Annotated in this window: 24 protein-coding genes and 1 tRNA gene; 2 read left to right on the forward strand and 23 right to left on the reverse strand. The window is 37.3% G+C overall.

Going from position 1 to position 22976, the window contains the following annotated elements; translation table 11 throughout:
- Nucleotides 1-108 precede the first annotated feature (108 nt).
- The 13 genes from VEIS1202513_RS05290 to VEIS1202513_RS05350 all read right to left on the reverse strand — a co-directional run bounded on the left by VEIS1202513_RS05290 (nucleotide 109) and on the right by VEIS1202513_RS05350 (nucleotide 12019).
- Nucleotides 109-184: transfer RNA gene (locus VEIS1202513_RS05290), tRNA-Lys, on the reverse strand.
- Nucleotides 185-258: 74 nt separating this feature from the next.
- On the reverse strand, nucleotides 259-561 hold the full coding sequence (locus VEIS1202513_RS05295; RefSeq protein ID WP_024064659.1) for a hypothetical protein: 303 nt from the start codon (nucleotides 559-561) through the stop codon (nucleotides 259-261).
- 1 nt (nucleotide 562) lies between these two features.
- Nucleotides 563-1528 carry a GTP 3',8-cyclase MoaA gene (gene moaA / locus VEIS1202513_RS05300; protein WP_213466911.1) on the reverse strand — a complete coding sequence of 322 codons (966 nt, stop codon included), beginning with the start codon at nucleotides 1526-1528 and terminating at the stop codon, nucleotides 563-565.
- 25 nt (nucleotides 1529-1553) lie between these two features.
- Nucleotides 1554-1994 (reverse strand): MOSC domain-containing protein, encoded by a 441-nt coding sequence (locus tag VEIS1202513_RS05305; protein WP_060924025.1) that lies wholly within the window; start codon nucleotides 1992-1994, stop codon nucleotides 1554-1556.
- Between the two features lie 228 nt (nucleotides 1995-2222).
- Complete coding sequence (locus tag VEIS1202513_RS05310; RefSeq protein WP_213466912.1) at nucleotides 2223-3551, reverse strand: nucleobase:cation symporter-2 family protein; 1329 nt, start codon at nucleotides 3549-3551, stop codon at nucleotides 2223-2225.
- Between the two features lie 248 nt (nucleotides 3552-3799).
- Nucleotides 3800-4417 carry a cyclodeaminase/cyclohydrolase family protein gene (locus tag VEIS1202513_RS05315; RefSeq protein WP_060924027.1) on the reverse strand — a complete coding sequence of 206 codons (618 nt, stop codon included), beginning with the start codon at nucleotides 4415-4417 and terminating at the stop codon, nucleotides 3800-3802.
- 150 nt (nucleotides 4418-4567) lie between these two features.
- On the reverse strand, nucleotides 4568-6238 hold the full coding sequence (locus tag VEIS1202513_RS05320) for a formate--tetrahydrofolate ligase (RefSeq protein WP_156719048.1): 1671 nt from the start codon (nucleotides 6236-6238) through the stop codon (nucleotides 4568-4570).
- A gap of 377 nt (nucleotides 6239-6615) precedes the next feature.
- Nucleotides 6616-7884, reverse strand: a complete 1269-nt coding sequence (locus VEIS1202513_RS05325; protein WP_155086774.1) for an SLC13 family permease — start codon at nucleotides 7882-7884, stop codon at nucleotides 6616-6618.
- Nucleotides 7885-7987: 103 nt separating this feature from the next.
- The gene (ttdB, locus tag VEIS1202513_RS05330) at nucleotides 7988-8599 is read right to left on the reverse strand and encodes a L(+)-tartrate dehydratase subunit beta (protein WP_213466913.1); all 612 of its coding nucleotides are present in this window, start codon (nucleotides 8597-8599) and stop codon (nucleotides 7988-7990) included.
- Nucleotides 8599-9501, reverse strand: coding sequence for a L(+)-tartrate dehydratase subunit alpha (gene ttdA, locus VEIS1202513_RS05335; RefSeq protein WP_021148394.1), 903 nt, complete (start codon nucleotides 9499-9501; stop codon nucleotides 8599-8601). Before ttdA ends, ttdB begins: the two co-directional genes overlap by 1 nt.
- 385 nt (nucleotides 9502-9886) lie before the next feature.
- Nucleotides 9887-10915, reverse strand: a complete 1029-nt coding sequence (locus tag VEIS1202513_RS05340; RefSeq protein ID WP_213466914.1) for an AraC family transcriptional regulator — start codon at nucleotides 10913-10915, stop codon at nucleotides 9887-9889.
- 51 nt (nucleotides 10916-10966) lie between these two features.
- Nucleotides 10967-11608 carry a hypothetical protein gene (locus VEIS1202513_RS05345; RefSeq protein ID WP_005385841.1) on the reverse strand — a complete coding sequence of 214 codons (642 nt, stop codon included), beginning with the start codon at nucleotides 11606-11608 and terminating at the stop codon, nucleotides 10967-10969.
- A 144-nt stretch (nucleotides 11609-11752) separates the two neighbouring features.
- Nucleotides 11753-12019: a SemiSWEET family transporter gene (locus tag VEIS1202513_RS05350; protein WP_004698672.1), complete on the reverse strand. Its 267-nt coding sequence runs from the start codon at nucleotides 12017-12019 to the stop codon at nucleotides 11753-11755.
- Nucleotides 12020-12278: 259 nt separating this feature from the next.
- Here VEIS1202513_RS05350 and VEIS1202513_RS05355 point away from each other — a divergent pair, with 259 nt between their 5' ends.
- Together VEIS1202513_RS05355 and VEIS1202513_RS05360 are read left to right on the forward strand one after the other, a co-directional pair.
- Nucleotides 12279-12848 carry a helix-turn-helix domain-containing protein gene (locus VEIS1202513_RS05355; RefSeq protein WP_244856214.1) on the forward strand — a complete coding sequence of 190 codons (570 nt, stop codon included), beginning with the start codon at nucleotides 12279-12281 and terminating at the stop codon, nucleotides 12846-12848.
- Nucleotides 12812-13666, forward strand: a complete 855-nt coding sequence (locus VEIS1202513_RS05360; RefSeq protein WP_244856321.1) for an IS3 family transposase — start codon at nucleotides 12812-12814, stop codon at nucleotides 13664-13666. The genes VEIS1202513_RS05355 and VEIS1202513_RS05360 overlap by 37 nt, the downstream gene beginning before the upstream one ends.
- Before the next feature lie 55 nt (nucleotides 13667-13721).
- Here VEIS1202513_RS05360 and rpsO read toward each other — a convergent pair whose 3' ends face one another.
- From rpsO to VEIS1202513_RS05410, 10 genes are all read right to left on the reverse strand, one after another.
- Nucleotides 13722-13988, reverse strand: coding sequence for a 30S ribosomal protein S15 (gene rpsO, locus VEIS1202513_RS05365; protein ID WP_005386879.1), 267 nt, complete (start codon nucleotides 13986-13988; stop codon nucleotides 13722-13724).
- Between the two features lie 166 nt (nucleotides 13989-14154).
- Nucleotides 14155-14952 carry an ABC transporter ATP-binding protein gene (locus tag VEIS1202513_RS05370; protein WP_024066235.1) on the reverse strand — a complete coding sequence of 266 codons (798 nt, stop codon included), beginning with the start codon at nucleotides 14950-14952 and terminating at the stop codon, nucleotides 14155-14157.
- A gap of 10 nt (nucleotides 14953-14962) precedes the next feature.
- Nucleotides 14963-15835: an ABC transporter permease gene (locus VEIS1202513_RS05375; protein ID WP_024066234.1), complete on the reverse strand. Its 873-nt coding sequence runs from the start codon at nucleotides 15833-15835 to the stop codon at nucleotides 14963-14965.
- Nucleotides 15836-15849: 14 nt separating this feature from the next.
- Nucleotides 15850-16827 (reverse strand): ABC transporter substrate-binding protein, encoded by a 978-nt coding sequence (locus VEIS1202513_RS05380; protein ID WP_119206686.1) that lies wholly within the window; start codon nucleotides 16825-16827, stop codon nucleotides 15850-15852.
- Nucleotides 16828-16851: 24 nt separating this feature from the next.
- Nucleotides 16852-17829: an ABC transporter substrate-binding protein gene (locus VEIS1202513_RS05385; protein WP_119209000.1), complete on the reverse strand. Its 978-nt coding sequence runs from the start codon at nucleotides 17827-17829 to the stop codon at nucleotides 16852-16854.
- 131 nt (nucleotides 17830-17960) lie between these two features.
- Entirely contained in the window at nucleotides 17961-18338 is a 378-nt protein-coding gene (locus VEIS1202513_RS05390) for a hypothetical protein (protein WP_156719739.1), read from the reverse strand.
- A gap of 50 nt (nucleotides 18339-18388) precedes the next feature.
- Nucleotides 18389-19780, reverse strand: coding sequence for an aminopeptidase (locus VEIS1202513_RS05395; RefSeq protein WP_213466917.1), 1392 nt, complete (start codon nucleotides 19778-19780; stop codon nucleotides 18389-18391).
- A 70-nt stretch (nucleotides 19781-19850) separates the two neighbouring features.
- Nucleotides 19851-20834 carry a 3'-5' exonuclease gene (locus VEIS1202513_RS05400; protein WP_060924698.1) on the reverse strand — a complete coding sequence of 328 codons (984 nt, stop codon included), beginning with the start codon at nucleotides 20832-20834 and terminating at the stop codon, nucleotides 19851-19853.
- A gap of 4 nt (nucleotides 20835-20838) precedes the next feature.
- Complete coding sequence (locus VEIS1202513_RS05405; RefSeq protein ID WP_213466918.1) at nucleotides 20839-21879, reverse strand: glycosyltransferase family 9 protein; 1041 nt, start codon at nucleotides 21877-21879, stop codon at nucleotides 20839-20841.
- Complete coding sequence (locus VEIS1202513_RS05410; RefSeq protein WP_213466919.1) at nucleotides 21879-22898, reverse strand: glycosyltransferase family 9 protein; 1020 nt, start codon at nucleotides 22896-22898, stop codon at nucleotides 21879-21881. Before VEIS1202513_RS05410 ends, VEIS1202513_RS05405 begins: the two co-directional genes overlap by 1 nt.
- Nucleotides 22899-22976: the final 78 nt, after the last annotated feature.

Here is a 22976-nt window from a genome sequence, read left to right on the forward strand (position 1 = left end):
AAATACGTCATATTAAGTAAATGAAGCATATCCGTCCATAAAGTAGTTGCAGATTATACAAATACTTAAAATATAGAAGAAAAACCCGCACAGTAGTGCGGGTTTATTTGGTGGACCACCAGGGGTTCGAACCCTGGACACCCTGATTAAGAGTCAGGTGCTCTGCCAGCTGAGCTAGTGGTCCATGACACGACTAATTATATGCCTATTTTATAGGAATGTAAAGAATATTTATTACATTCCTATAAAACATATACATCAATATCGTCCTAGCCAATCCTTCATCGTATTACAAGCCTCCGTAGGAAGAATATCACTAGTCCCTACGCAGTCAGCACCACTATATAGTTGAAGAACACTATGCGTACGACTTACCTCTTTAATAATAATGTTTGTCACATCAGCCTTTGGCACATTAAATTGCAATCCATAACGTCCCTTGTAGGTAATGACAGCAGATTTTGTATCGTATTCTATATGGACTTGAAGCATCTTGCCACCAGGCCAGCATTCTTCAATATGTTCCTTTGATCTTGGTTTTAGAAAATCAAAAAACCCCATACTATCCTCCAATGCGCCACATTGGACGTTCAGGTTGTTCCATCCCTATTCCATCATGACGTTCTTGTTTACGTTGCAACGCACGTTCAATATGCATAGCTAAATCCTCTTCTGTCACACCATTACGGACAAGCGACACTAGATCAGCCTCGTCATCACGCAACAAGCATAACCGCATTTGCCCATCTGATGTAAGACGAACGCGATTACATGTATCACAATAGCTATGAGACATAGAAAAGATAAAGCCTATAGCCTTTCCACTTGGTAACGCTAAGTACGTAGCAGGACCAAAGCCATAAACGGAATGTACTTCTGTAAGCGGACCTCCACTAACACGTTCTAATTGAGCCTTCCATTCATCAAAGGTTGGACCATGGAACGCATCGCCTTGGAATGGCATATATTCAATAAACCGCCATACAACAGGCCACTTTTCTACATACTGTAATAAAGATTTAACTTCATCATCAGACCAATGGCGAGATAATACGGTATTAATCTTTACTGATTTAAAATTCTCGCTAATAGCACTGCGAATACCATCTAATACGGAATCTAGCTGCCCCTCTTTGCCTACACAAGTGGCAAAAGCGTCACTTTCAAGAGAATCTAAACTGATATTCACTCGGTTCAAACCAAGTTTTTTCAATCGTTGTGCTCGAGATGCAAGCAAGCTACCATTAGTAGTCATAGATATATCTTCAAACCAACCAGTATCCTTGATACGAGTTAAAAGCTCTTCAATATGAGGATATAGCAATGGCTCGCCACCAGTTAAACGTACCGCTTTCACGCCGATACGATGGAAGGCACCTAAAATAGTCATCCATTCATCAACTGATAATAATTGGGTTTGACTTTGAGGTGTAATTTCAGCAGGTCGACAATAGGGACAACAAAAATTACACGCATCTGTCAATGACAGACGTACATATTCAATTGTACGGCCCCATGCGTCTTTCATAACACACCTCGTTTGTACGACTAAGTTATTTGATAATAGATACTTCATCACCTACGTGAATGGTACCATTTTTAAGGACTTTGCCAAAGATGCCTTGTGTAGGCATGATACAAGATCCTACTTGTTTCATGATTTCACAGCCATGATGACATTCCTTACCAATTTGAGTAATTTCAAGAATTACATCCTTACCAATTTGTAATTGTGTGCCTACAGCCAATTCGTAAAGCACCATACCTTCAACAGTGATATTTTCTGCAAAATCACCAGGTTTTACATCCGCTCCTTGGGCACGCATATGATCGATGCTTGCAATACCAAGCAAGCTGATTTGACGATGCCAATTGCCTGCGTGCGCATCACCTTCCATACCATGATCTACGATAAGATTAGCGGATTCAATATTATGTTTCTTTTGCCCTTTTCTCTCACTAATGGAGATAGCAATAATTTTTCCGTCTGCCATGTAACCCTTCCCTTCTTATGGGAACATACCATATATATACATATATACATAACTTTATTTCAATATGTAATTGCAGTCATTTTTATAATTTTCATGTTACTGAAAGCATCACAAAATTTTTCTACAATTATCTATTTATTATAGCATAGTATTCACACAAATTTCCTGTGAATTTAATCACTAAAAAAGAACTCTGCTCCAAGGAACAGAGTTCTTTTTTAGTGATTTTTATCGGCGACCCATTTCTTTAATTTCGTCACCACGATTAACACCATTAAGTAGTAAATTAAGCAAAATTGCCATAATACTACCGAAAGTGATGCCAGATTTTAAAATAATTTGTGCCCACGCAGGGAAATTAGCATAAAAGTTTGGCGCTGCAATAGGGATCATAGCCACACCAATACTAATTGCTACAAGCATTAAATTATGATTACCTTCAAAGCTAACCTTGCCTAAAGAACGAATACCACTAGCAACAATCATACCAAACATGGCAATACCAGCGCCACCTAATACGGCATTTGGAATACTAGCTACGATGGCCGCTAATTTAGGGAATAATCCCAACAAAATCAAAATCACACCAGAGGCAGCAACTACAAAGCGGCTCTTAACACCCGTTACAGCAATAAGGCCCACGTTTTGAGCAAATGCTGTATATGGGAAGCTATTAAGAATACCACCGATAATAGTGGATACCCCATCAGCACGAATGATAGATGCCAATTCTTTACGTCCAATTGGCTTATCTACGATTTCACCAATCGCAATACTGTCACCTGTGGTTTCAACCATAACAACAAGCATTACGATAATCATGGAAAGAACAGAAGCCCAATCAAAGGTTGGTAAACCGAAATAGAAAGGTTCAATAACTGCAATCCAGCTGGAACGTCCAACTTCGTCAAAGTTTGTAACACCCATGGCAAAAGCTATAGCTGTACCTGCAATTAAACCAATTAATACAGACAGATTACTGAAGAAACCTTTTGCAAATTTGTAAACGAATACAACAATTAAGAATGTAAGGAACCCGAGTCCAATATTAGTAAAACTACCAAATTGTGGATTCCCTACACCACCGCCCATCCAGTTAATAGCAACTGGCATCAAGTTAATACCGATAATAGTAATAATTGTACCTGTAACTACAGGTGGGAATAGTCGAATAAGACGACTAAAGAATGGCGCTATCAAGAATGTAAATAAACCGGCTACGATAATGGCACCGTAAATAGCAGTCATACCATGCTGGGCACCAATCATCGCCATAGGGCCTACAGATGCAAAGGTAACCCCTTGGATCATTGGAATACGTCCACCAATGTTACCAAAACCTAACGTCTGGATTAATGTGGCAACACCGCAAGTAAATAAGTCCGCTGTAATTAAGCGAATCAAATCTTCCACAGGTAAATGCATGGCCTGTGCCACAATAATAGGTACAGCAACGGCACCTGCATACATGGCCAGTACGTGTTGTAAACCAAAGGCAAAGAGCTGTGGTATTGGCAACATACTATCGACCGTATTCATTTGTTTTTGATCTGTCATAATGTCTCCTACATCAAACCTCGAAATAACACCCATTTATTTTACACTATCGTTCGGATTTTAACAATAGAAAAAAGAGAACTCATTATTTTTAAAAGAAATAATAAGTTCTCTTTCGATATTTTTCCGAACATTAAATTTTTAAAAACCTTAATCGTTCGAAATCATCCACGGTATTATTGATTAGTATATACAGTCGTATATCTTGTTATTTTAATCTGCTGTTTTAAACTGCTATTTTGAGCTGGCTATACATATAACGCTATAATTGCCGCTTCTTTATCATCTAAACCTGTTTCAATAGCATTCATTTTTGTGGTTATATCAACTACAAATGCTTCGTCTTTAATACCTGATAAATTAATACGTACGTTTAGGAATGCTGCCTTTACTGCAGCTCGAGCATTGATTGCAGCAATAATACCATCAGTAATAAGATTTTGATTACCTTTTTTAGATGCTAGCTCTGCTAAATCAAAGATTTGATAGGCTAACTCGCCGATTTCAAAGGGAACCATTGCAGCATCTTTATAAGCTTGTTGAATAGCGGCAGTACGTTTAGCCTTTTCTTCATCTGTATTCTTTGGCAAACCTAAGGCATTCATAAAGATATTAAATACATCTGCATCAGCTTGAGATAATTCGAGCATGCGATTACGAATAGATTCCGCTTTAGCTTGAAGATCTTTCATGTCAGATTGAACATCTTCATATCCCTTTTTACCAAAGGTTAAATTCGCCACCATTTCAGCTAATGCTGCCCCCGTTGCAGCCGTTAAGGCCGCAATGGCTCCACCACCTGGAGTTGGTTCTTTAGATGCAGTAGCTGCTACAAAATCTACAACACGTTGTTCTACTAAATTCATAACAAGACCTCATGTAAAAGCGATAACAAGCTATCCTTGTTATCGCTTTGTCATTTCTATAAAAATATACAGGTAACACACTATATAAACTAGTGAAAGCAGACACTACCTATGGGTAGTTAAGAAAATGTGTACTACAAGGAATTTATATTAGAATAAACCTTTAATCGTACCATCTGCTTCGATATCCATATTAAGAGCGGCAGGACGTTTAGGAAGGCCAGGCATAACCATTACATCACCGGTACGGCATACGATAAAGCCTGCTCCATTAGCAACGCGAATATCGGATACGGTAATAGTAAATCCTTTCGGTGCCCCTAATAAAGCTGGATTATCAGATAAGGAGTATTGTGTTTTTGCCATACATACAGGTAAACGATCAAGACCCCAATCAGCTAATTGTTTAATTTGCTTTTTAGCTTTATCTGTAAAGATAACGCCATCGCCACCATAAATGGTTTTAACGATTTTATTTACCTTTTCTTCTAAGCTATCTTCTAAATCATATACGAATTTAGGTGTTGGTTTAGAACCTTCAAGCAATTCTACGACCTTTTTCGCCATATCAATGCCACCTTCGCCGCCTTTTTCCCAACATTCATTGAGCTCTACAGGTACACCAAAGTCATCACAGAGACGAGTCAATTCAGCAATCTCTGCATCGGTATCAGTAGCAAATTTATTAATTGCTACCAATACAGGCACATTGAAGTAACGCATATTTTCAATGGCTTTTTGCAAATTGCTGAAACCTTTTGTAACAGCTTCAACATTTTCAGTGCTAAGTTCTTGTTTAGGCACACCACCATGCATTTTAAGAGCACGCAATGTAGCTACGATTACAATTGTATCAGGGAAAATATCACCGTAACGACATTTGATGTCGAGGAACTTTTCAGCCCCTAAATCAGCACCGAAACCAGCTTCAGTAACTACGATATCACCTAATTTAAGACCAAGCTTAGTGGCTACGATGGAGTTACAACCATGAGCGATATTTGCAAATGGACCACCGTGAACAATAGCTGGTGTATGTTCTAATGTTTGTACTAAATTCGGCTTTATGGCATCTTTCATAAGAAGGGCCATCGCACCTTGGCAACCTAGCTGATGAACATAAACAGGCTCACCTGCTAAATTACAGCCGATAACGATACGACCAAAGCGTTCTTTCAAATCTTCTAGATCTTTAGCTAAGCAAAGAATAGCCATGATTTCAGAAGCAACAGTAATCATGAAGTGATCTTCTCTAGGGAAACCACACACTTTACCGCCAAGTGCTACGGTAACATTACGAAGGGCACGGTCATTCATATCTAAAACACGAGTCCAAGATAATTGACGCAAATCGATTTGCAATTCATTGCCTTGATGGATGTGATTGTCAATCATAGCGGACAATAAATTATTAGCTGCTGTAATAGCGTGCATATCACCTGTAAAATGAAGGTTAATATCATCCATCGGTACAACTTGAGCGTAACCACCCCCTGCTGCACCACCCTTAATGCCAAATACAGGACCTAAGGATGGCTCACGCAATGTGGCAATAGCATTTTTGCCAATTTTTTGTAAGCCTTGTACAAGACCAATGCTCGTTGTAGACTTCCCTTCACCTGCTGGCGTCGGTGTAATAGCCGTAACTAATACCAATTTACCATCTGTCTTATCTTCTAAGCGACGAATAGCATCAAAAGAAATCTTCGCTTTATAATGACCATATTGTTCAATATCATCAGGGGTTAAACCGCATTTATCGGCAATGACCTGAATTTTTTCCATTTTATTCTGTTGGGCAATCTCAATATCGCTTAACATAAAGCCTCCTTGGCACCATGGCCATCTATCAACTATATAACAACTATTAACATATTATCTAATATTTACTATTTAATATTAATTGTCTACTGTAGATGTATATTTGTACAACTACAGTAATCTATTATATATGAAAGTATTACGTATGTCTAATATTAATCCTTAACAATTTTAGTAATATATCTAATAGATCTAAGATGCCTAAGACGTATAGAAAATCTAATACGTCAAATACGTATAATACGTATAATACATCTAAAACATCTAATAGCTAAATTATATTATCTAATACGTTTATCCCTACCTATTGCACATATGAGAAAGAGCCCTAATGCAACATACATTAGGGCTCTTTCTAAAAAACTTATATTATCTCATTAAAATGGGAATAAAATTGGTAACAATATAAGTGCTACTATACTAGATACAACGATGAGTGGCAAACCAGCTTTCACATAATCCATGAAGCTATAACCAGCAATGTTGTATACCATAGTATTCGCAGGCATACCAATTGGGGTAGCATACGCTAAGGAGCTAGCGATTACAATAGCTGCAAGCACTGCTTTTGGATCGAATCCCAATTGAGATGCTAAGCTAAGACCGATTGGTACCAATAATGCACAGGTAGCAGTATTAGACATAAAGTTCGTCATGAATACACCAAGCACAAAGATTACTACTAGAACAACAATTGGAGATGGACTAGCACCAAGGCTGTTTACGATAAGATCTGCAATTACAGAACCAGTACCTGTTTTAACCATTGCGTCCCCAAGGGCCATAGAGCCAGCGAAGAGCATGATTGTTTTCATATCTATAGATCTAACAGCTGCACTTTCACTAATAACATTAGTAGCAACTAATACAAGAGCACCTATCCAGGCACTCACATAAAGTTTTACACCTAATTGTTTTTCAAAGATCATAGCAACAACTGTCAAAATCAATACAATTGCAGCAGTCCATTTTTTCCAAGACGGTACATGGCTATAATCGTCATTGCCTTCAAAGGCACCATCTGGTTGATGACTTGGAGCATCTGGTAAGAAACGTTTACCAATTGTAGCATAGAAAATAGTACCAACAATTAGAATTGGCAAACCTACTAGACCATAATCAAAGAAACCAAAAGAGCCTAGGCCCGCTTGTTGTAAGCCCGCTTGCGCAATCATATTGCCAGGAGCGCCGATAAGTGAAATATTACCACCCATAGCTGCAGCAAACACAAGAGGCATCAACAATTTAGTTTGTTTAAAACCACTTTTTTTACAAATACCGATAATTACAGGAATCAGTACAGCCGCTGTACCAGTATTAGATAAGAAACCAGATAAAATACCTGTAATCATCATAACTGCAACGAGTAAAGATGTTTCAGTTTTAGCAAACTTATGAACTACATTACCTACGCCTACGGCTACGCCTGTTGCAAAGAAAGCTTCACCAATAACAAACATACCCATAAATAGTAAGACATTTGGATCTACAAAACCGGCGAATGCTTCTTTAGCAGATAAGACTCCACTTAAGTGCAAACCTACTGCTACAACCATAGCAGTAATAGATAATGGAATTTTCTCCCATGCAAACATGACGATGGCAAATACCAAGAAGCCAAGAGTTATCATTACACTCGTATCCATAAATACCTCCCAATACGTGTAATATACCTAAAAAAGGGTACAAAAAAGGAGGATTGTACAAAATCCGTATAATCCTCCTATTTAGTTACATGTCACAATGCAATTATTTAATGAAGCCTACGTGTTTATAGAGCTCTTCTAACACCTCTTCTTTTTTCGCATTGTATTCTACTTTTTTATTTTCAAAATAGTTATTGCCCTCTGCATCAATAGATACGATAAGCGGACCAAATTCTTTAACCTTAAAAGTCCACAAAGTCTCACACATACCTAATTCACGCCAATTAGCAGATTCTACTTTTTCGACTTCTGTAGCAGCAAGTACGGCATTACCTGCAGGGAATACACAGTGTAGTGCGCCAAAGTCTTTACATGCACGGGCTGTTTCAGGACCCATGCCACCTTTACCTACAATGAGACGTACACCAGTCTTTTTAACAAAGTCATATTCGAATTTTTCCATTCGCATAGATGTAGTAGGACCTACAGATACTACTTCAAATTCATTATCGCTTATAGTTCGAATAATTGGACCTGCATGAAGTATAGCCCCATCTTTAACATCAACCGGTAACGTTTTACCTTCTTCTACCACACGACGATGCCCCATATCACGACAGGTTGTAATATGCCCAGTCAAATAAATCACATCGCCTGGCTTAATGCCTGCTAAATCAGATTGTTGAATAGGTGTAGTTAATATTTTCTTAGCCATTATAATGTCACTCCTTTATGAGATTTAACTGTGCAATTACCATCCTTGTCAAATACGAGATCGCCGCGACGATGATTCCAACAACCTACACTAACAGCACAAGAAATAACAGATGGATGACGTGTACCATGTTCAATGTTCACACCTAAAACAGTTTTATCCCCACCCATACCTTGAGGTCCAATACCAATCTTATTAATTCCATCTTCTAACAATTGTTCCATATAAGCCGCTTTTTCATTAGGTGCTTTTGAAGATACAGGGCGCATTAATGCTTTTTTAGATAATCCAGCAGCGGTATCAATAGTTGTAGCAATCCCTACACCTACCAATAGTGGAGGACACGCATTCAAACCATAGCTTGTCATCAAATCAAGAACAAACTTAGCAACACCTTCATAGCCTTCACCAGGCATCAATGTTTTACCTGACCCTGGCAAGGAACACCCGCCACCAGCCATATAAGGGAAGATTTCTACATCATCACGGCCAGGAATGATATCCCAGTGAATATAAGGTGCAGTGAGGCCAATATTTTTACCAGTATTAAACTCATCAAAAGTTTCTACACAGTTCAATCGTAATGGAGCCTCTTGTGTAGCCTTATAAGTTGCTTCTCTTAGAATATCTTCTAATTCTCCTAGTAAGGGATAATTAGATCCAACCTTTACCCAAAATTGTAATACACCAGTATCTTGACAAGAAGGACGATTAAGCTGAGCTGCTAAATCCATATTATGTTGCATTGTTTCATAAATAGATTTAGCCATAGGATTTTTTTCATCCTGTGCCAATTCATGAATTTTTTCTTGTACATCATCAGGCAATACCTTTGCCATATAAGAAATGAAATTAGCTATCTTATTTGTCATTTCTTGTACTTGTTGTTCCTTCGTACTCATCGCAAACCTCCAAAAAGACTTCATTATTTAAGACGTGATTATTTCTGTTTCGGAACCTTAGCTCCTTTCGATGATTTCATTGTACTCTTTTTACAGGATATAACTATCCAATTTATAAGTTGATTTTTGCTTGTGAAAGCACGCTAAATTCATACAAAATCACCTATATAATTATATTTTTACCTATATAAAATATACAATTACACCTATTCAGAAATATCAAAAAGAGCACTACTTATCAAAAGGTAGTGCTCTTTCATCATTTATTTTTATATGCTTATCAAATATACAAAATCACCTATACCTAATGATTGTATATCCCCCTAATTTTAATTTTCAAAATCATAAAATTATAAGCAATTACAAGGAATTATAACAATGAAAATTATGATTGTAATTTTTTTACAACCAGCTCAAGTTCTTCTCTAACATCCTGTAACTTTTGATTAGCCTCTTCCAATCTATCCTTATTGATAGAGGCATCTTGATATGGTAAATAGGTTTGCAATATATCTATAATATCCTTTTCCTGAGTAGAGATAATTTCCTTCCAATCATGTAACTTTGTTTTACGCCCCATCTCTTTTGCTTGTTTTCTATATTCAGATGGTGTTGTATGGAAGTGCTTCTTGAAGGCCACATTAAAGGCTTTAATATCTGCGAAGCCACAGCTACTCGCAATATGAGCCACCCCATCCTCAGAGTTAGCTAAACGAACGGTAGCCTCTCGTAATCTCAACCGCAACAAATACTCTAAAAAGGAAACTCCTAATTGGCGTTTAAAGAACTGAGATGTATAGTTCACATTATAACCGCCAATTTTGGCAATATCTTCTAACTCTATCTTCTGCTTATAATTTTCATCAATATAGGCAATCATTTTATCAAAGGTAGCTACAGTCATATCAGCAGGCTTTGTATGTACAGGGATAGTCTTAACCGCATCAATTTCCCGATATATATCACTCATCATGGCTAAATAATGATTCTCCAAGCATAATTGACGATCAGTACTTTCACTATTTACCATTAACAACATCATTTGTGCAGCACGATGACGTAGTGATGTAAAGAATTCATTATACCGATTAGTTTTATCTGATCGCAATACAAATTGGTACATGCCGAAGTTAGGATCAAAATATTGGAAAAACTCCTTACTTACATGAATAACGAGAGCCGTTGTATCCTCCTCTAAGGCCAATGTAGCATGACCAACTTGAGGAGAAATAATAATCGTATCAAGAGGTTCCATTGTAAAAACCTCACTATTACAACTCATGTCGATTCTGCCCTTTAGTAAGATTAGGATTTCTACGCCACTGTGCCAGTTATAGTGATAGGTACTAACCTTATATATATCACTATTGAAATCTATGTGATTGTGTTTATAGGTGTAGTGAAAGTAATCCATATTAGCTATATGCTCCCTAAAAATTTAACAATAATTATTAAACACCAAGTTTTATAAGCCAATTTTCTCTAACAGAGATAAGGTAAGTATAGAAATACCTCCGCCGATTCCACCAGCTACTGCTATTGTCAAATACGGAATATCAAGAGCTATTTTAAACGTTTTAAAAAACAGCACTATCTGTAAAAGTCCACAGGTTAAGGTTGTCCCAAAAATTACCGCGCCTGCAAAAACCATATTAACAATATTTGTCAGTACAAAAACAGACATAAGTGAAAAAATAAATAACTCTATACTCTTAACTAAAAATATTTCAGAATAAGCATATAAATATACCATAAAAACTCGATTTAATGTTAATGTTGCGTCGGCCCCTCTTGCTATCAATAAAAAGACAGGCACAAAGACAACAGACATAACAATAAAAGTTAAAAATGAACCTACTATATTCCTTGCAAGAGTAGGATTAATTAAAAGTTCGGCTAATGTTGTTGTAGCTTCAGGTTTTAATAAATTGACGCTTACGCTCCCCAAAGTCATGATAAATAGCATTAATACTATATAAAATATAATACCTTTTATAGAACCACTTAAAGTTCCTCTAGCCTGAAAGTATGGTAACCATAAGTTAGGACGCACAACGGCATTAAAAATTTGTCTATATACACTAATAGAGTCAGTACTATTAACCACAAAAACCTCTCTTATTCACATAAAAAATGCACCTCTTATAAATCTAAGAGATGCATTCATTATGATATATATAATTAACAACGGTCAACAGTAATCTTATTTTACATGTCAATAAATTATAGTTTTATGTTTCTACTCTTTAAATTACATAACAGCTGTAATAGCTGCTGCCAAGCCAAAGAAGATGCCAGGTGCATTGGCTAATGCTACTGGAATATCTCTATGTTCTTTGAACAAACCATACGCTACCCATAATGTACAGTTGATCGCAGCTACAAGTGGTTGGATCCAATCACCTGTACCTGGATGAGCTAGGTTGTGCATGATTTGTGGGAAGTAAGATACATACATAGCTACAGCAGTAACAGTTGCAACTTTACCTACGTTTTCCATAAATTTTACTTGATTCATGTATCCTCCAAAATTATAACTTACTAATTTTTTTACTCCTGATGAAGTATATTCTACTCAGTTTGGAGAATATAACTATCCAAATTAAAAGGTAGTTTTTATAGTAAAATCCACAGAAAAATATAGATTTCTCTCGATTTACTGTATTTTTAGAGTGTATTGATATATAAATTCACCCATAAAATACATGTAAAAAAGCACTACTTATCAACATGATATGTACCCCCTTTACTGGACAACCAGTAAAGGGGGTATTTTCATGAGATATAGTTATGAATTTAAAAGAAAAGCAATTGAATTATTCTATCAAGGTGAATGGCCCAAGACACCTAAAGGTGTGAGGACAGATACATTTCATAGACAAATAAGGGACTGGGTTAAATTAGAACGACTTCATGGTTCAGATATTAATAAATGTCGAGGGACTAATAAGTATTGGTCTCCAAAAGAAAAATTTGAGTTAGTATGCCAAGTTCTTTCAGGTCAAGGTTTAAGATCAGTAGCTATTGTAGCGGGTATTAATTCTGGACAACTGTATCAATGGGTTCATAAATACAAAACTTTGGGATACAATGGTCTTATTAATAAACCTAAAGGACGACCACCAAAGGATTGCAAAATGAAAGTACCTAAGACTATCTCACCTCGAGAGCTCAAAGAGAGTGAATATGAGGAACTCATTCGCTTACGAGCTGAAATTGCTTATATTAAAGCTGAAAATGAAGTCATAAAAAAAGAGATTGCCTTGAGAGAAGAAAAGGAAGCTGCGCGTCTCAAGGCGAAAAAGCAGCGATTATCAAAACGCTCCGCCAACAAGGCTATCAACTAAAGCATCTTTTGAAAGCTATGCCAATGTCCAAATCTACCTATTATTTTGAAATTACTAAAGTAGATCTTGTAGATAAAAGAAATACAGAGCTAAAAGATGAAATTCAAAAGATTTTTACAGAACATAAAGGTCGGTATGGTGTACGCCGTGTATACCAAGAACTTCTTAATCGAGGTTTTGTAGTTAATCATAAACGAGTGCAAAGACTTATGCATAGCATGGGACTCGCAGGAAAGCGACCGAAGGAAAAGTATCACTCTTACAAAGGAAAAGTCGGTAAAGTAGCAGAAAATATCGTCAATAGAGATTTTAGTACAACTGCACCATTACAAAAATGGACTACTGATGTATCTCAATTTAATTTCTCGTGGGGAAAATGCTATTTATCGCCTATTTTAGATATGAATACGAATGAGATTATTGCTTATGACTTAGCATTAAGGCCTAACTTAGAACAGATTTCTCGTATGTTAGAGAAAGCCTTTAAGAAGTTTACTAATCTTTCGGGATTAATCTTCCACTCTGATCAAGGCTGGCAATACCAACATAACTATTTTAGACAAGCACTTAAAGAACATGGCATTATTCAGTCTATGTCTAGAAAAGGAAATTGTTATGATAACTCTGTGATGGAAACCTTTTTTGGTAGATTGAAAACAGAAATATATTATGGTTTTGAAACAGAATATTCATCATTTAATGCTTTTGCAGTAGCAATAGAAGAATACATTAACTATTACAACAACAAAAGGATCCAGAAAAAAACAAAATGGATGCCTCCTGTAAAATACAGGGAAGCATCCATGTGTTTAGGCTAGTAAATAATATGTGTCCAGGAAAATGGGTACATATCAAAAAGGACGGCTAGTTTTATTATTTACGAAGACCAAGACGTTCGATAAGGGAACGGTAACGTTCGATATCTTTACGACGAAGGTAGTCAAGCATGTTACGGCGTTGACCAACTAATTTCAACAAACCACGACGGGAATGATGGTCTTTTTTGTGTTCTTTCAAGTGATCTGTTAAGTATTGGATGCGGCTTGTTAAAATCGCAACTTGTACTTCTGGAGAACCAGTGTCACCTTCATGAGTAGCGTATTCTTTAATTACTGCTAATTTAGCTTCTGTAGTTAACATTAATGTTACCTCCTAAAAAAAATAAATAATCCCGATAAGCTTAAGTAACCGTTGGAGATTCGAATACTTCGCTTACGATATGTCTTACGACCTTATTTAGTATACAGTATCTTCCTTAACTTGTAAAGGTATGTCATAAATAAAAGAGGGCTTATGCCCTCTTCTATTATTTCGCACCTAGCACCATACGGTCGCTCAATGCATTTTCCCCAGCTACTTCAAATTTTTGTAATAAATCAGCAACTGTTAATTTTTTCTTTTCTTCCCCTTTTACATCATAGATAATGCGGCCAGCATCCATCATGATAAGGCGATTACCAAAGCGCAATGCATCACGCATGTTATGGGTAATCATGAGAGTCGTTAAGTTATGTTCAGCAACTAGTTTATCAGTCAATTGCAAAACATTTTCTGCCGTCTTAGGGTCAAGAGCCGCTGTATGTTCGTCAAGTAATAAAAGTTCAGGACGAAGCATAGTAGCCATCAACAATGTAATGGATTGGCGTTGACCACCAGATAACAAGCCCATACGAGCAGATAATCGGTCTTCAAGACCTAAACCTAATAGTGCAAGGCGTTCTTTAAAGAATGCTTGTTCGCTATCTTTGAAAGCCCATTTAAGACCTAAGTTTTTACCACGGCGCATAGCAAGGATCAAATTTTCCTCAATTTGCATGTTACCTGCCGTACCAACCATAGGGTCTTGGAATACACGACCAATGTATTTAGCACGTTTGTATTCTGGCATTTTAGTGACATCAATGTCATTAATTGTGATAGAACCTTCATCTACTGGGAATACACCAGCGATGGAGTTTAGCAACGTACTTTTACCAGCACCATTACCACCGATTACAGTACAGAAATCGCCTTCTTCTAAACGAAGATCAATACCTTGAAGAGCAGTTTTTTCATTGATTGTGCCCTTAAAGAAGGTTTTTACCATATTTTTTACTTCTAACATAGTGTCCTCCTTAGCGAGCCAACCATTTTGCTTTCAATGTAGGCAAGGAAAGCGCGATGGCAACAAGAATAGCAGTAAATAATTTCAAGTCGTTTGGTGGCATACCCATATAGAGTACAGCCGCAATAACGATACGATATACGATAGAACCAAGTACTACAGCGATAAGGCTACGTACGAAGGATTTTGTACCAAATACTACCTCACCGATAATTACGGAAGCCAAACCGATTACGATAGTACCAATACCCATACCTACGTCGGCAAAGCCTTGGAATTGGCCAATCAATGCACCAGACATACCAACAAAACCGTTGGAAATCAAAAGACCTAAAACGATCATGTTGTCAGTATTTACACCTTGAGCACGAATCATTTGAGGGTTAACACCTGTTGCACGTAATGCTGTACCAATTTCAGTACCGAAGAACCAGAATAGTAATAAGCAAACTACAACAGCTACGATGATACCTACGATAGCTGCAGACCACATGTTTGCTGTGTGAAGTACACTACCGATGATTGTATAAATTGTATCCATACGAAGCAAGGATACATTAGCTTTACCCATAATATGAAGATTAATGGAGTATAAAGCAATCATTGTTAAGATACCAGCTAGCAATGCAGGTATCTTCAATTTTGTATGAATCCAACCTGTTACAGCACCTGCGGCCATACCGCCAATGCCGGCAATCAAGATAGATAGGATTGGGTTCATACCACTTGTAATTAAAATTGCAGAAATGGCCGCCCCCATTGGAAACGTACCTTCTACGGTTAAGTCAGCCACATCTAATACACGGAAGGTGATGAAAACACCGACCGCTAACAAAGACCATAAAAGGCCAGTTGTTATGGTGCCTACCACTAAATCTAACATCAAAATCTCCTCTATTATTTCATATCTTTACGAAGTGCTTCAGGAATTGTAATACCTAATTTTTTAGCACGTTCTTCATTCACAGTTAACTTAATATCTTTTTGTGTTTCAATAGCTAAATCAGAGATTTTAGCTTCACCAGAAAGCACTTTTGCCGCCATTAAACCAGTTTGATAACCTAATTTATAGTAGTCAACAGAATATGTTGCCACACCACCAGTCATTGTCATACCTTCATCGGCAGCAAATACTGGAATTTTAGCAGCATCAGTAATTTGAGCTAAGTTAGCCATAGCAGATGCTAATACATTATCAGTTGGTGTATAAATAGCTTGTACATCTTGGTTCACAAGATTTGTAGCCGCTTGTTGGATATCATTTACGTTAGATACAGTTGCTTCTACAACAGTGATACCTTTAGTAGCTGCATAGGCTTTCATTTTTTCAACTTGAAGTTGGGAATTGATTTCAGAAGATGTGTAAATAGCACCAATACGTTTTACATTTGGTACTAACGCAATAATAAGATCAACCTCTTTTTCTACAGGTGTCATATCAGATGTACCAGAAACATTACCACCTGGATGTTCGTTAGATTGAACAAGTTTTGCTGTAACGTAATCTGTAATAGCAGTACCCATGATAGGAATATCATGAGATGCGTTTGCCATAGTTTGTGCAGCTGGCGTTGCAATGGCTAATACTAAATCCTTTTTATCAGATACAAAACGTTGAGCAATACTATTTAAATTAGATTGGTCAGCTTGAGCATTTTGTTGGTCTAATTTGATGTTTTCCCCATCTTTATAACCTTTAGATGCAAGGCCATCAACAAAGCCTTTATTCGCGGCATCAAGAGATGGATGTTCTACCAATTGAATAACGCCGATTTTCTTTTGATCATTAGTTGCTGTGTTGGAACCGCAACCAGCTACCATAGCCATAATAGAGATAGCACTAAGTGCTACTGCAATACCTTTTTTCCAGTTCATATGTAACTCCTTACCAGTTCTGTATTAAATCATAGTTGCTTTGTTCATCAACTCTTCTGGTAATGTGATGCCCAATTTTTGTAATTTATCTTTACTTACAACTAATTTAAATTCTTTTTGCATTTCAATAGGCATATCTTCAACTTTAGCTTCACCAGTTAAAATTTTAGCTGCCATTAAACCTGTTTGGTATCCAAGTTTGTAGTAATCTACGGACAAGGACATTACAGCACCACCTTTTACGTGGTTATCTTCGCCGCCAAATACAGGAATTTTTGCTGGATCGGTAATCGCTACAAGATTGCTCATCGCAGAAGCTACTACATTATCTGTTGGCACATAAATTGCATCTACATGTTGAGAAACAAGATTTTGTGCTGCTTGTTGAATATCGTTTACGTTAGAAACGGTAACCTCTTCAACCTTAACACCTTTTGTAGCTGCATAAGCTTTCATTTTTTCAACTTGTATTTGAGAGTTTACTTCACTAGAGCTATAAATAGTACCAATTGTCTTAGCATTTGGTAATACTTGTAAAATTAAATCAACTTGTTGTTCTACTGGGTTCATATCAGATGTACCAGATACATTACCACCTGGTTTTTCATTAGATTTAACAAGTTTTGCTGCTTCGTAATCAGTAATAGCAGTCCCCAAGATTGGGATATCATGAGTTGCATTCGCCATAGATTGAGCTGCCGGTGTTGCAATCGCTAAGATTAAGTTTTTACGATCAGATACAAAACGCTGTGCAATACTGTTCAAATTAGATTGATCAGCTTGCGCATTTTGTTGGTCAAAGGTAATTTTATCTGCCAAGCCTTTTTCTTTTAAAGCATCAACAAAACCTTTGTTTGCTGCATCAAGTGCAGGATGTTCAACCAGTTGTACTACGCCAACCTTGTATTCACCATTAGATGTTGTTCCATTGGAGCCACAGCCTGTAAATGCCATCAATGCTGCCGCCGTGAGCGCTAGGGCAATACCTTTTTTTAAATTCATGGGGATTTCCTTCCTATCTGCAATGACTATAATACATCTATTATAAACAAATTTCTTTACTACATCAATGTAGCAGATTAAAGTATTTTACATTTGTCCATTTATAGGACACATAAAAATGTGAAATCCTCTTATTTTTCAAGAGATGTTAACATGTCTTCTGTTAGCTCATTGGCCGCTAAAATATAGTCTTTAAGGGTCCCTTTATCAAGAGCTACCTTCATAACGGGCACTTCAAATGGATCGAGGATGACACACATTAAAATTTCACCCGTTACATAATAACCAACTATAGCCTCCCCTTCTTCAGGATCTAGAGTTTCACGCTTTACCGTTACACAGTAAGGCTTCATTACCTGTGTTGCAGCTTCTGCTACTTCTTCACGATTAGCAATATATTCTTTAGCCTTTGTTTCAGGAATATCAAAAATATCGACTTTTACAGTCTTAACCTCTGTTGCCTCTCCCTTCGCTGCCTCTATGGCTGCGCCTAAATCTGTTTGATTCATATATACCTCACATAGAATGGACTTTCACCATTGGTGAAAGCCCCATAATTTTAGATTGATTCATCAGCTGCATTTAAGAATGCCACATAGCATTGTTTAGCCTCGTAAATATCCGCCTTGGATGTAACCTCCCATGGAGCATGCATACTAAGCACAGCCACGCCACAGTCGATAACATTCATACCGTATAAGGCCATGATATAAGCAATGGTACCACCACCGCCGAGATCAACCTTGCCAAGCTCTGCAGTTTGATATGTTACATTGTTAGATTCCATAACACGACGAATAAAGCCCATATATTCAGCATTGGCATCATTAGAACCAGCTTTACCACGAGAGCCTGTAAATTTATTAAATACAACCCCCATACCTAAGTAAGATGCATTTTTCTTTTCGAATGCAGATGCATATAAAGGATCATAGCCAGCGCTAACATCAGAGGATAACATACGAGAATTTTCCAAGGTCCGTCGTACACTTACAGAATTAGGTTTACCCATAAGTGTGAGAACTTCTGCTACTGCATTTTCAAAGAAACGAGATTGCATACCTGTAGCACCAACAGAACCAATTTCCTCTTTATCGACGAGTAAGCAACAAGTAGTACGTTTAACATTGTCTACTTCAAGCATAGCTACTAAGGATGTATACGCACATACGCGATCATCTTGTCCATAGGCCATAACCATGGAGCGGTCAAAGCCCATATCACGAGCCTTGCCTGCTGGTACGATTTCGAGTTCCGCAGATAATAAATCACGTTCTACAAAGCCATATTCTTTTTCAAGAAGGTTGTTAATAAATTTAGTAACCCCTTCTTTTTCTTCATCTTTTACAGGACGACTGCCTATGAGTAAATCAAGGGCTTCCCCTTCAATTACCTTAGCTGCATTCTTTTGCATTTGCTCTTGTCCCAAATGCGGTAACAAGTCTGTAATGCAGAATACAGGATCATTTTCGTTATCCCCAATATTGATGTTGATACGAGTACCATCTGTTTTTACTACAACGCCATGAATAGCAAGAGGCATCGCAACCCAATGGTATTTTTTAATGCCTCCATAGTAATGAGTATCCCAAAATACAAGATTGCTATCTTCATATTGTGGGTTTTGTTTTACATCGATACGTGGAGAGTCAATATGAGCACCTAAGATATTCATACCCAATTCAATATCATCAGTACCAATATTAAATAAAGTAATGGATTTATCCATATGTGTGTAATAAATTTTATCCCCAGCTTTGATTGGTGTATTGGACTTAATAATATCTTTTAAGTTTACATACCCTTTAGCTTCTGCAAATTCAATGGCCTGTACAACACATTCACGTTCTGTTTTACCATTATCTAAAAATTGACGATATGTATCACTTAAGGCATATACCTTTTCCATAGTGGCATCGTCGTAATTATGCCATGCATATTTGCGTTCCATAATCTATCCTTTCTAAATGCTCACAAGCTAATAATTAAGAAACTATAGATGTGAACAGGAATTAATAAAATTATTTTTGGCGGTCCTTTTCAAGTTCCGCCCGGCGAAATTCCAAATATTTTCGCTCTTTCTCTCGATTAATTTCAGACTTCTGAGTATATAGAGAACGAATTTCGTCCGTACAATGCGTTAATACCTTTGTAACGTAGAATTTAGTACTACCGGACTTAATCGTATATTTTCCAACTTTAAGTTGCACTGCAAAATCGCCATGTTTAGGACAAACGCCTATAGCGAGATGCTTATCACCTTGTAATCGTTCTGGTCGCGTCATTTCCAAGCGGGTCTGACAATACGGGCAGAATGATAATCGAACCCTTCTATCATGAACAATGCGCTTCTTTTCAGGAAAGTTCTCATACATAAAGAACGTTAAAATTGGTGGATATAAGAAAGGATTACTACTTTCCTTTCGAATTAGATCATAATGTAAAATACCTTGTTGTATATCTAGCTTTTGACATATATGAGCCGTAAATACAGCATCATGTAATGCATTATGAGCAGATAAATGCTCCGTAGATATATTTAGGTCCTCCATGGCATGAGCCACAGAATACTGTTGACTCGTACCATATCGCTGATAAGCATAAATCATCTGTGCATCTACCCATTGATCATAAGATAAAGCTTTCATCCTATGAAGCATTAGATTTTCACGCAATATGAGAATGTCATCAGACCCCCAAGATAACAACATATACTCATCACCACACCAGTTTTGAAAGTGCTGCATAGCCGTCTTAAAGGGCACACCATGATCGAGTTCTCGTGATGTAATACCTGTCAATTCACGGACATGTTTATGCATCCGTGGCAGGTATTGTGGTTTGATGAACATTGTAAAATGATCTACAATGTCCATCTTTTCATTCAGTTTTACCGCTCCGATTTGAATGATTTCCCCTGTTAGTGGCATTTTTGTGCGCTTCATAAAGCTAATGTCATTGCTATAGGGTTGATTCCACTCTAAATCAAATACAATATAGTTCATATGTTTATTTCGATTCTGAAAGCAACGTTTCCGCTGCTTTAATAACCTGTTCTTCAGAAATTACGGACAAACCTTTATAATTTCCTTCTTTAATAATTTTTTTCATGCTTTTACCAACCTCATAGGAGTCCATCGTTTCTAGAACGATAGCATGAGCTTGGTACGGACCATAAAAGAATGGGTTTGATGGACCGTAAAGCGCCACAATTGGCACCTTTTGGCTGATGGCCACATGCATAGGACCAGAGTCATTTGTAATCAATAGATTACAGCGGCTCATTGCCGCCGCCAACGGTCCTAACTGGAATTTTCCAGTAGCCACAATCGGTTTCGTTTCCATTTGTTCTACTACAGGTTGCACCATTTCGAGATCCATAGGGCCGCCAAAGAATACTGTTTTATACCCTAAATGACCCAAATAATCAGCTACATGGGCAAATCGTTCAGCAGGCCAGCGTTTCTCAGGAACAGCACTACCAATATTAAAACCGATGAGCGTATCACTATCTGTTAAACCATGACTAGCATAGAACTCCTGAGCCTCACGGCGCCATGCCTCACAAGTTTCAATATGTAAACCAGAGTTAGAAATATCCGTTACACCTAATTGTTCTAGCACATTGATGTACATATCGGCAGCATGACGAGTTTTACGATCTAAACGAGTATACTTAGTCATAAATGGTCTAAATAGGAAATGGCTCATCCCCGTTGTAATAAGGGCATGTATTTTCCAAGCTAAATAAGATGTGCGTTCATTGGGATGTAAATTAATAACGATATCAGGTTTTCCCTTTTTATTAATCTCACGAGCAATCTCATTAAGGCCAGAAATACTATTATGACGCCCTTTTTTATCTACTACAATCAGTTCATCAATATTGGGATTATATTGCATCACTTGTTGTAACTTTTCATCTATTACATACGTAATATGACTATGTGGTGCTGCTTTACGAAGCACTTCTAAAAATGGAGTCGTTAATATAACATCTCCTAAATGCATAAGAAAGGTGACCACAATGCGTTTATAATCAAGTTCCATTACAGTTCCTTTCCAAGTACTTGTTCATATACAGACCACACTGCATCCACTGGAATTTGAGCCATACAATCAGGATCATCTACTAATGGCTGTTCAGGTGTAGCCTTTGATGTAGGTGAAATAATAAGATGTACATGACTCCCTCCATATGGACCAGTTCGTTTTGGAGATGTGGTTCCAAATAATGCAATCAAAGGCCGCTTCAGAGCATTAGCAATATGCAAAGGGCCCGTATCAGCACTGATGAAAATTTCACAGTGTCGAATCAACTCAATTAGCTCTGGCATGGATGTAGATCCCACTAGGTTAATGAGATTCTTATTTTTCACATAGTTTTCTATGAAAGCTCCTTTTTCTGCATCATCTGGAGCACCAGCAATAACTACTTTTTTACCTGATTCACATAAGCGGATACATAGCTCACCAAAGTTAAGAAGTGGCCATTCCTTAACAATCCAGCGAGCACCTGGTACAACTACTACATATTCATCTTCTACACCATGAGATTGTAACTTATGCTTAACGGACTTCTCCGCCTCCACATAAGCAGGCATAGGAAACTCTACGCCTTCTACATCGCCTCCAAGAGCACGTACGGTATCGAGGTATCGTTCGATAACATGATCGTATTTATGTTCACCAACAAGTGCTTTATTAACTAAATTACTGCCTTCACGAAGTTCCCAGTAGCCATATTTTTCAGGCGCACCAGATAATAATGATACAATGGCGCTCTTTGCAATACATTGAAGGTCTAAAGTCATATCAAAATGACGGCTATGTAAATCCTTACGTAACTGCCATAAATAAGCAGGCTTTTTAAGTTGTTTCTTGTCGATAATGATTACATCATCTACCCATGGTTTACCTGGTAGGAGACTCTCAAATTGTTCATGAATAGCCCATGTAATATGCGCATTAGGCCAATTTTTACGCACTGCATACAAGGTAGGCAATGCATGAATTACATCACCTAAAGAACTCATCTTAATGATGAGTATATTCTTGTAATCTTTCATATAGCCTCCCAAAATACAACACCACAACTAAAAAGCCTCATAACACCGTTGAATCTGATTTACTCTAAAGTAAGCGTA

It is taken from the genome of Veillonella orientalis, from assembly GCF_018406505.1.
Lineage (GTDB): Bacteria > Bacillota > Negativicutes > Veillonellales > Veillonellaceae > Veillonella > Veillonella nakazawae.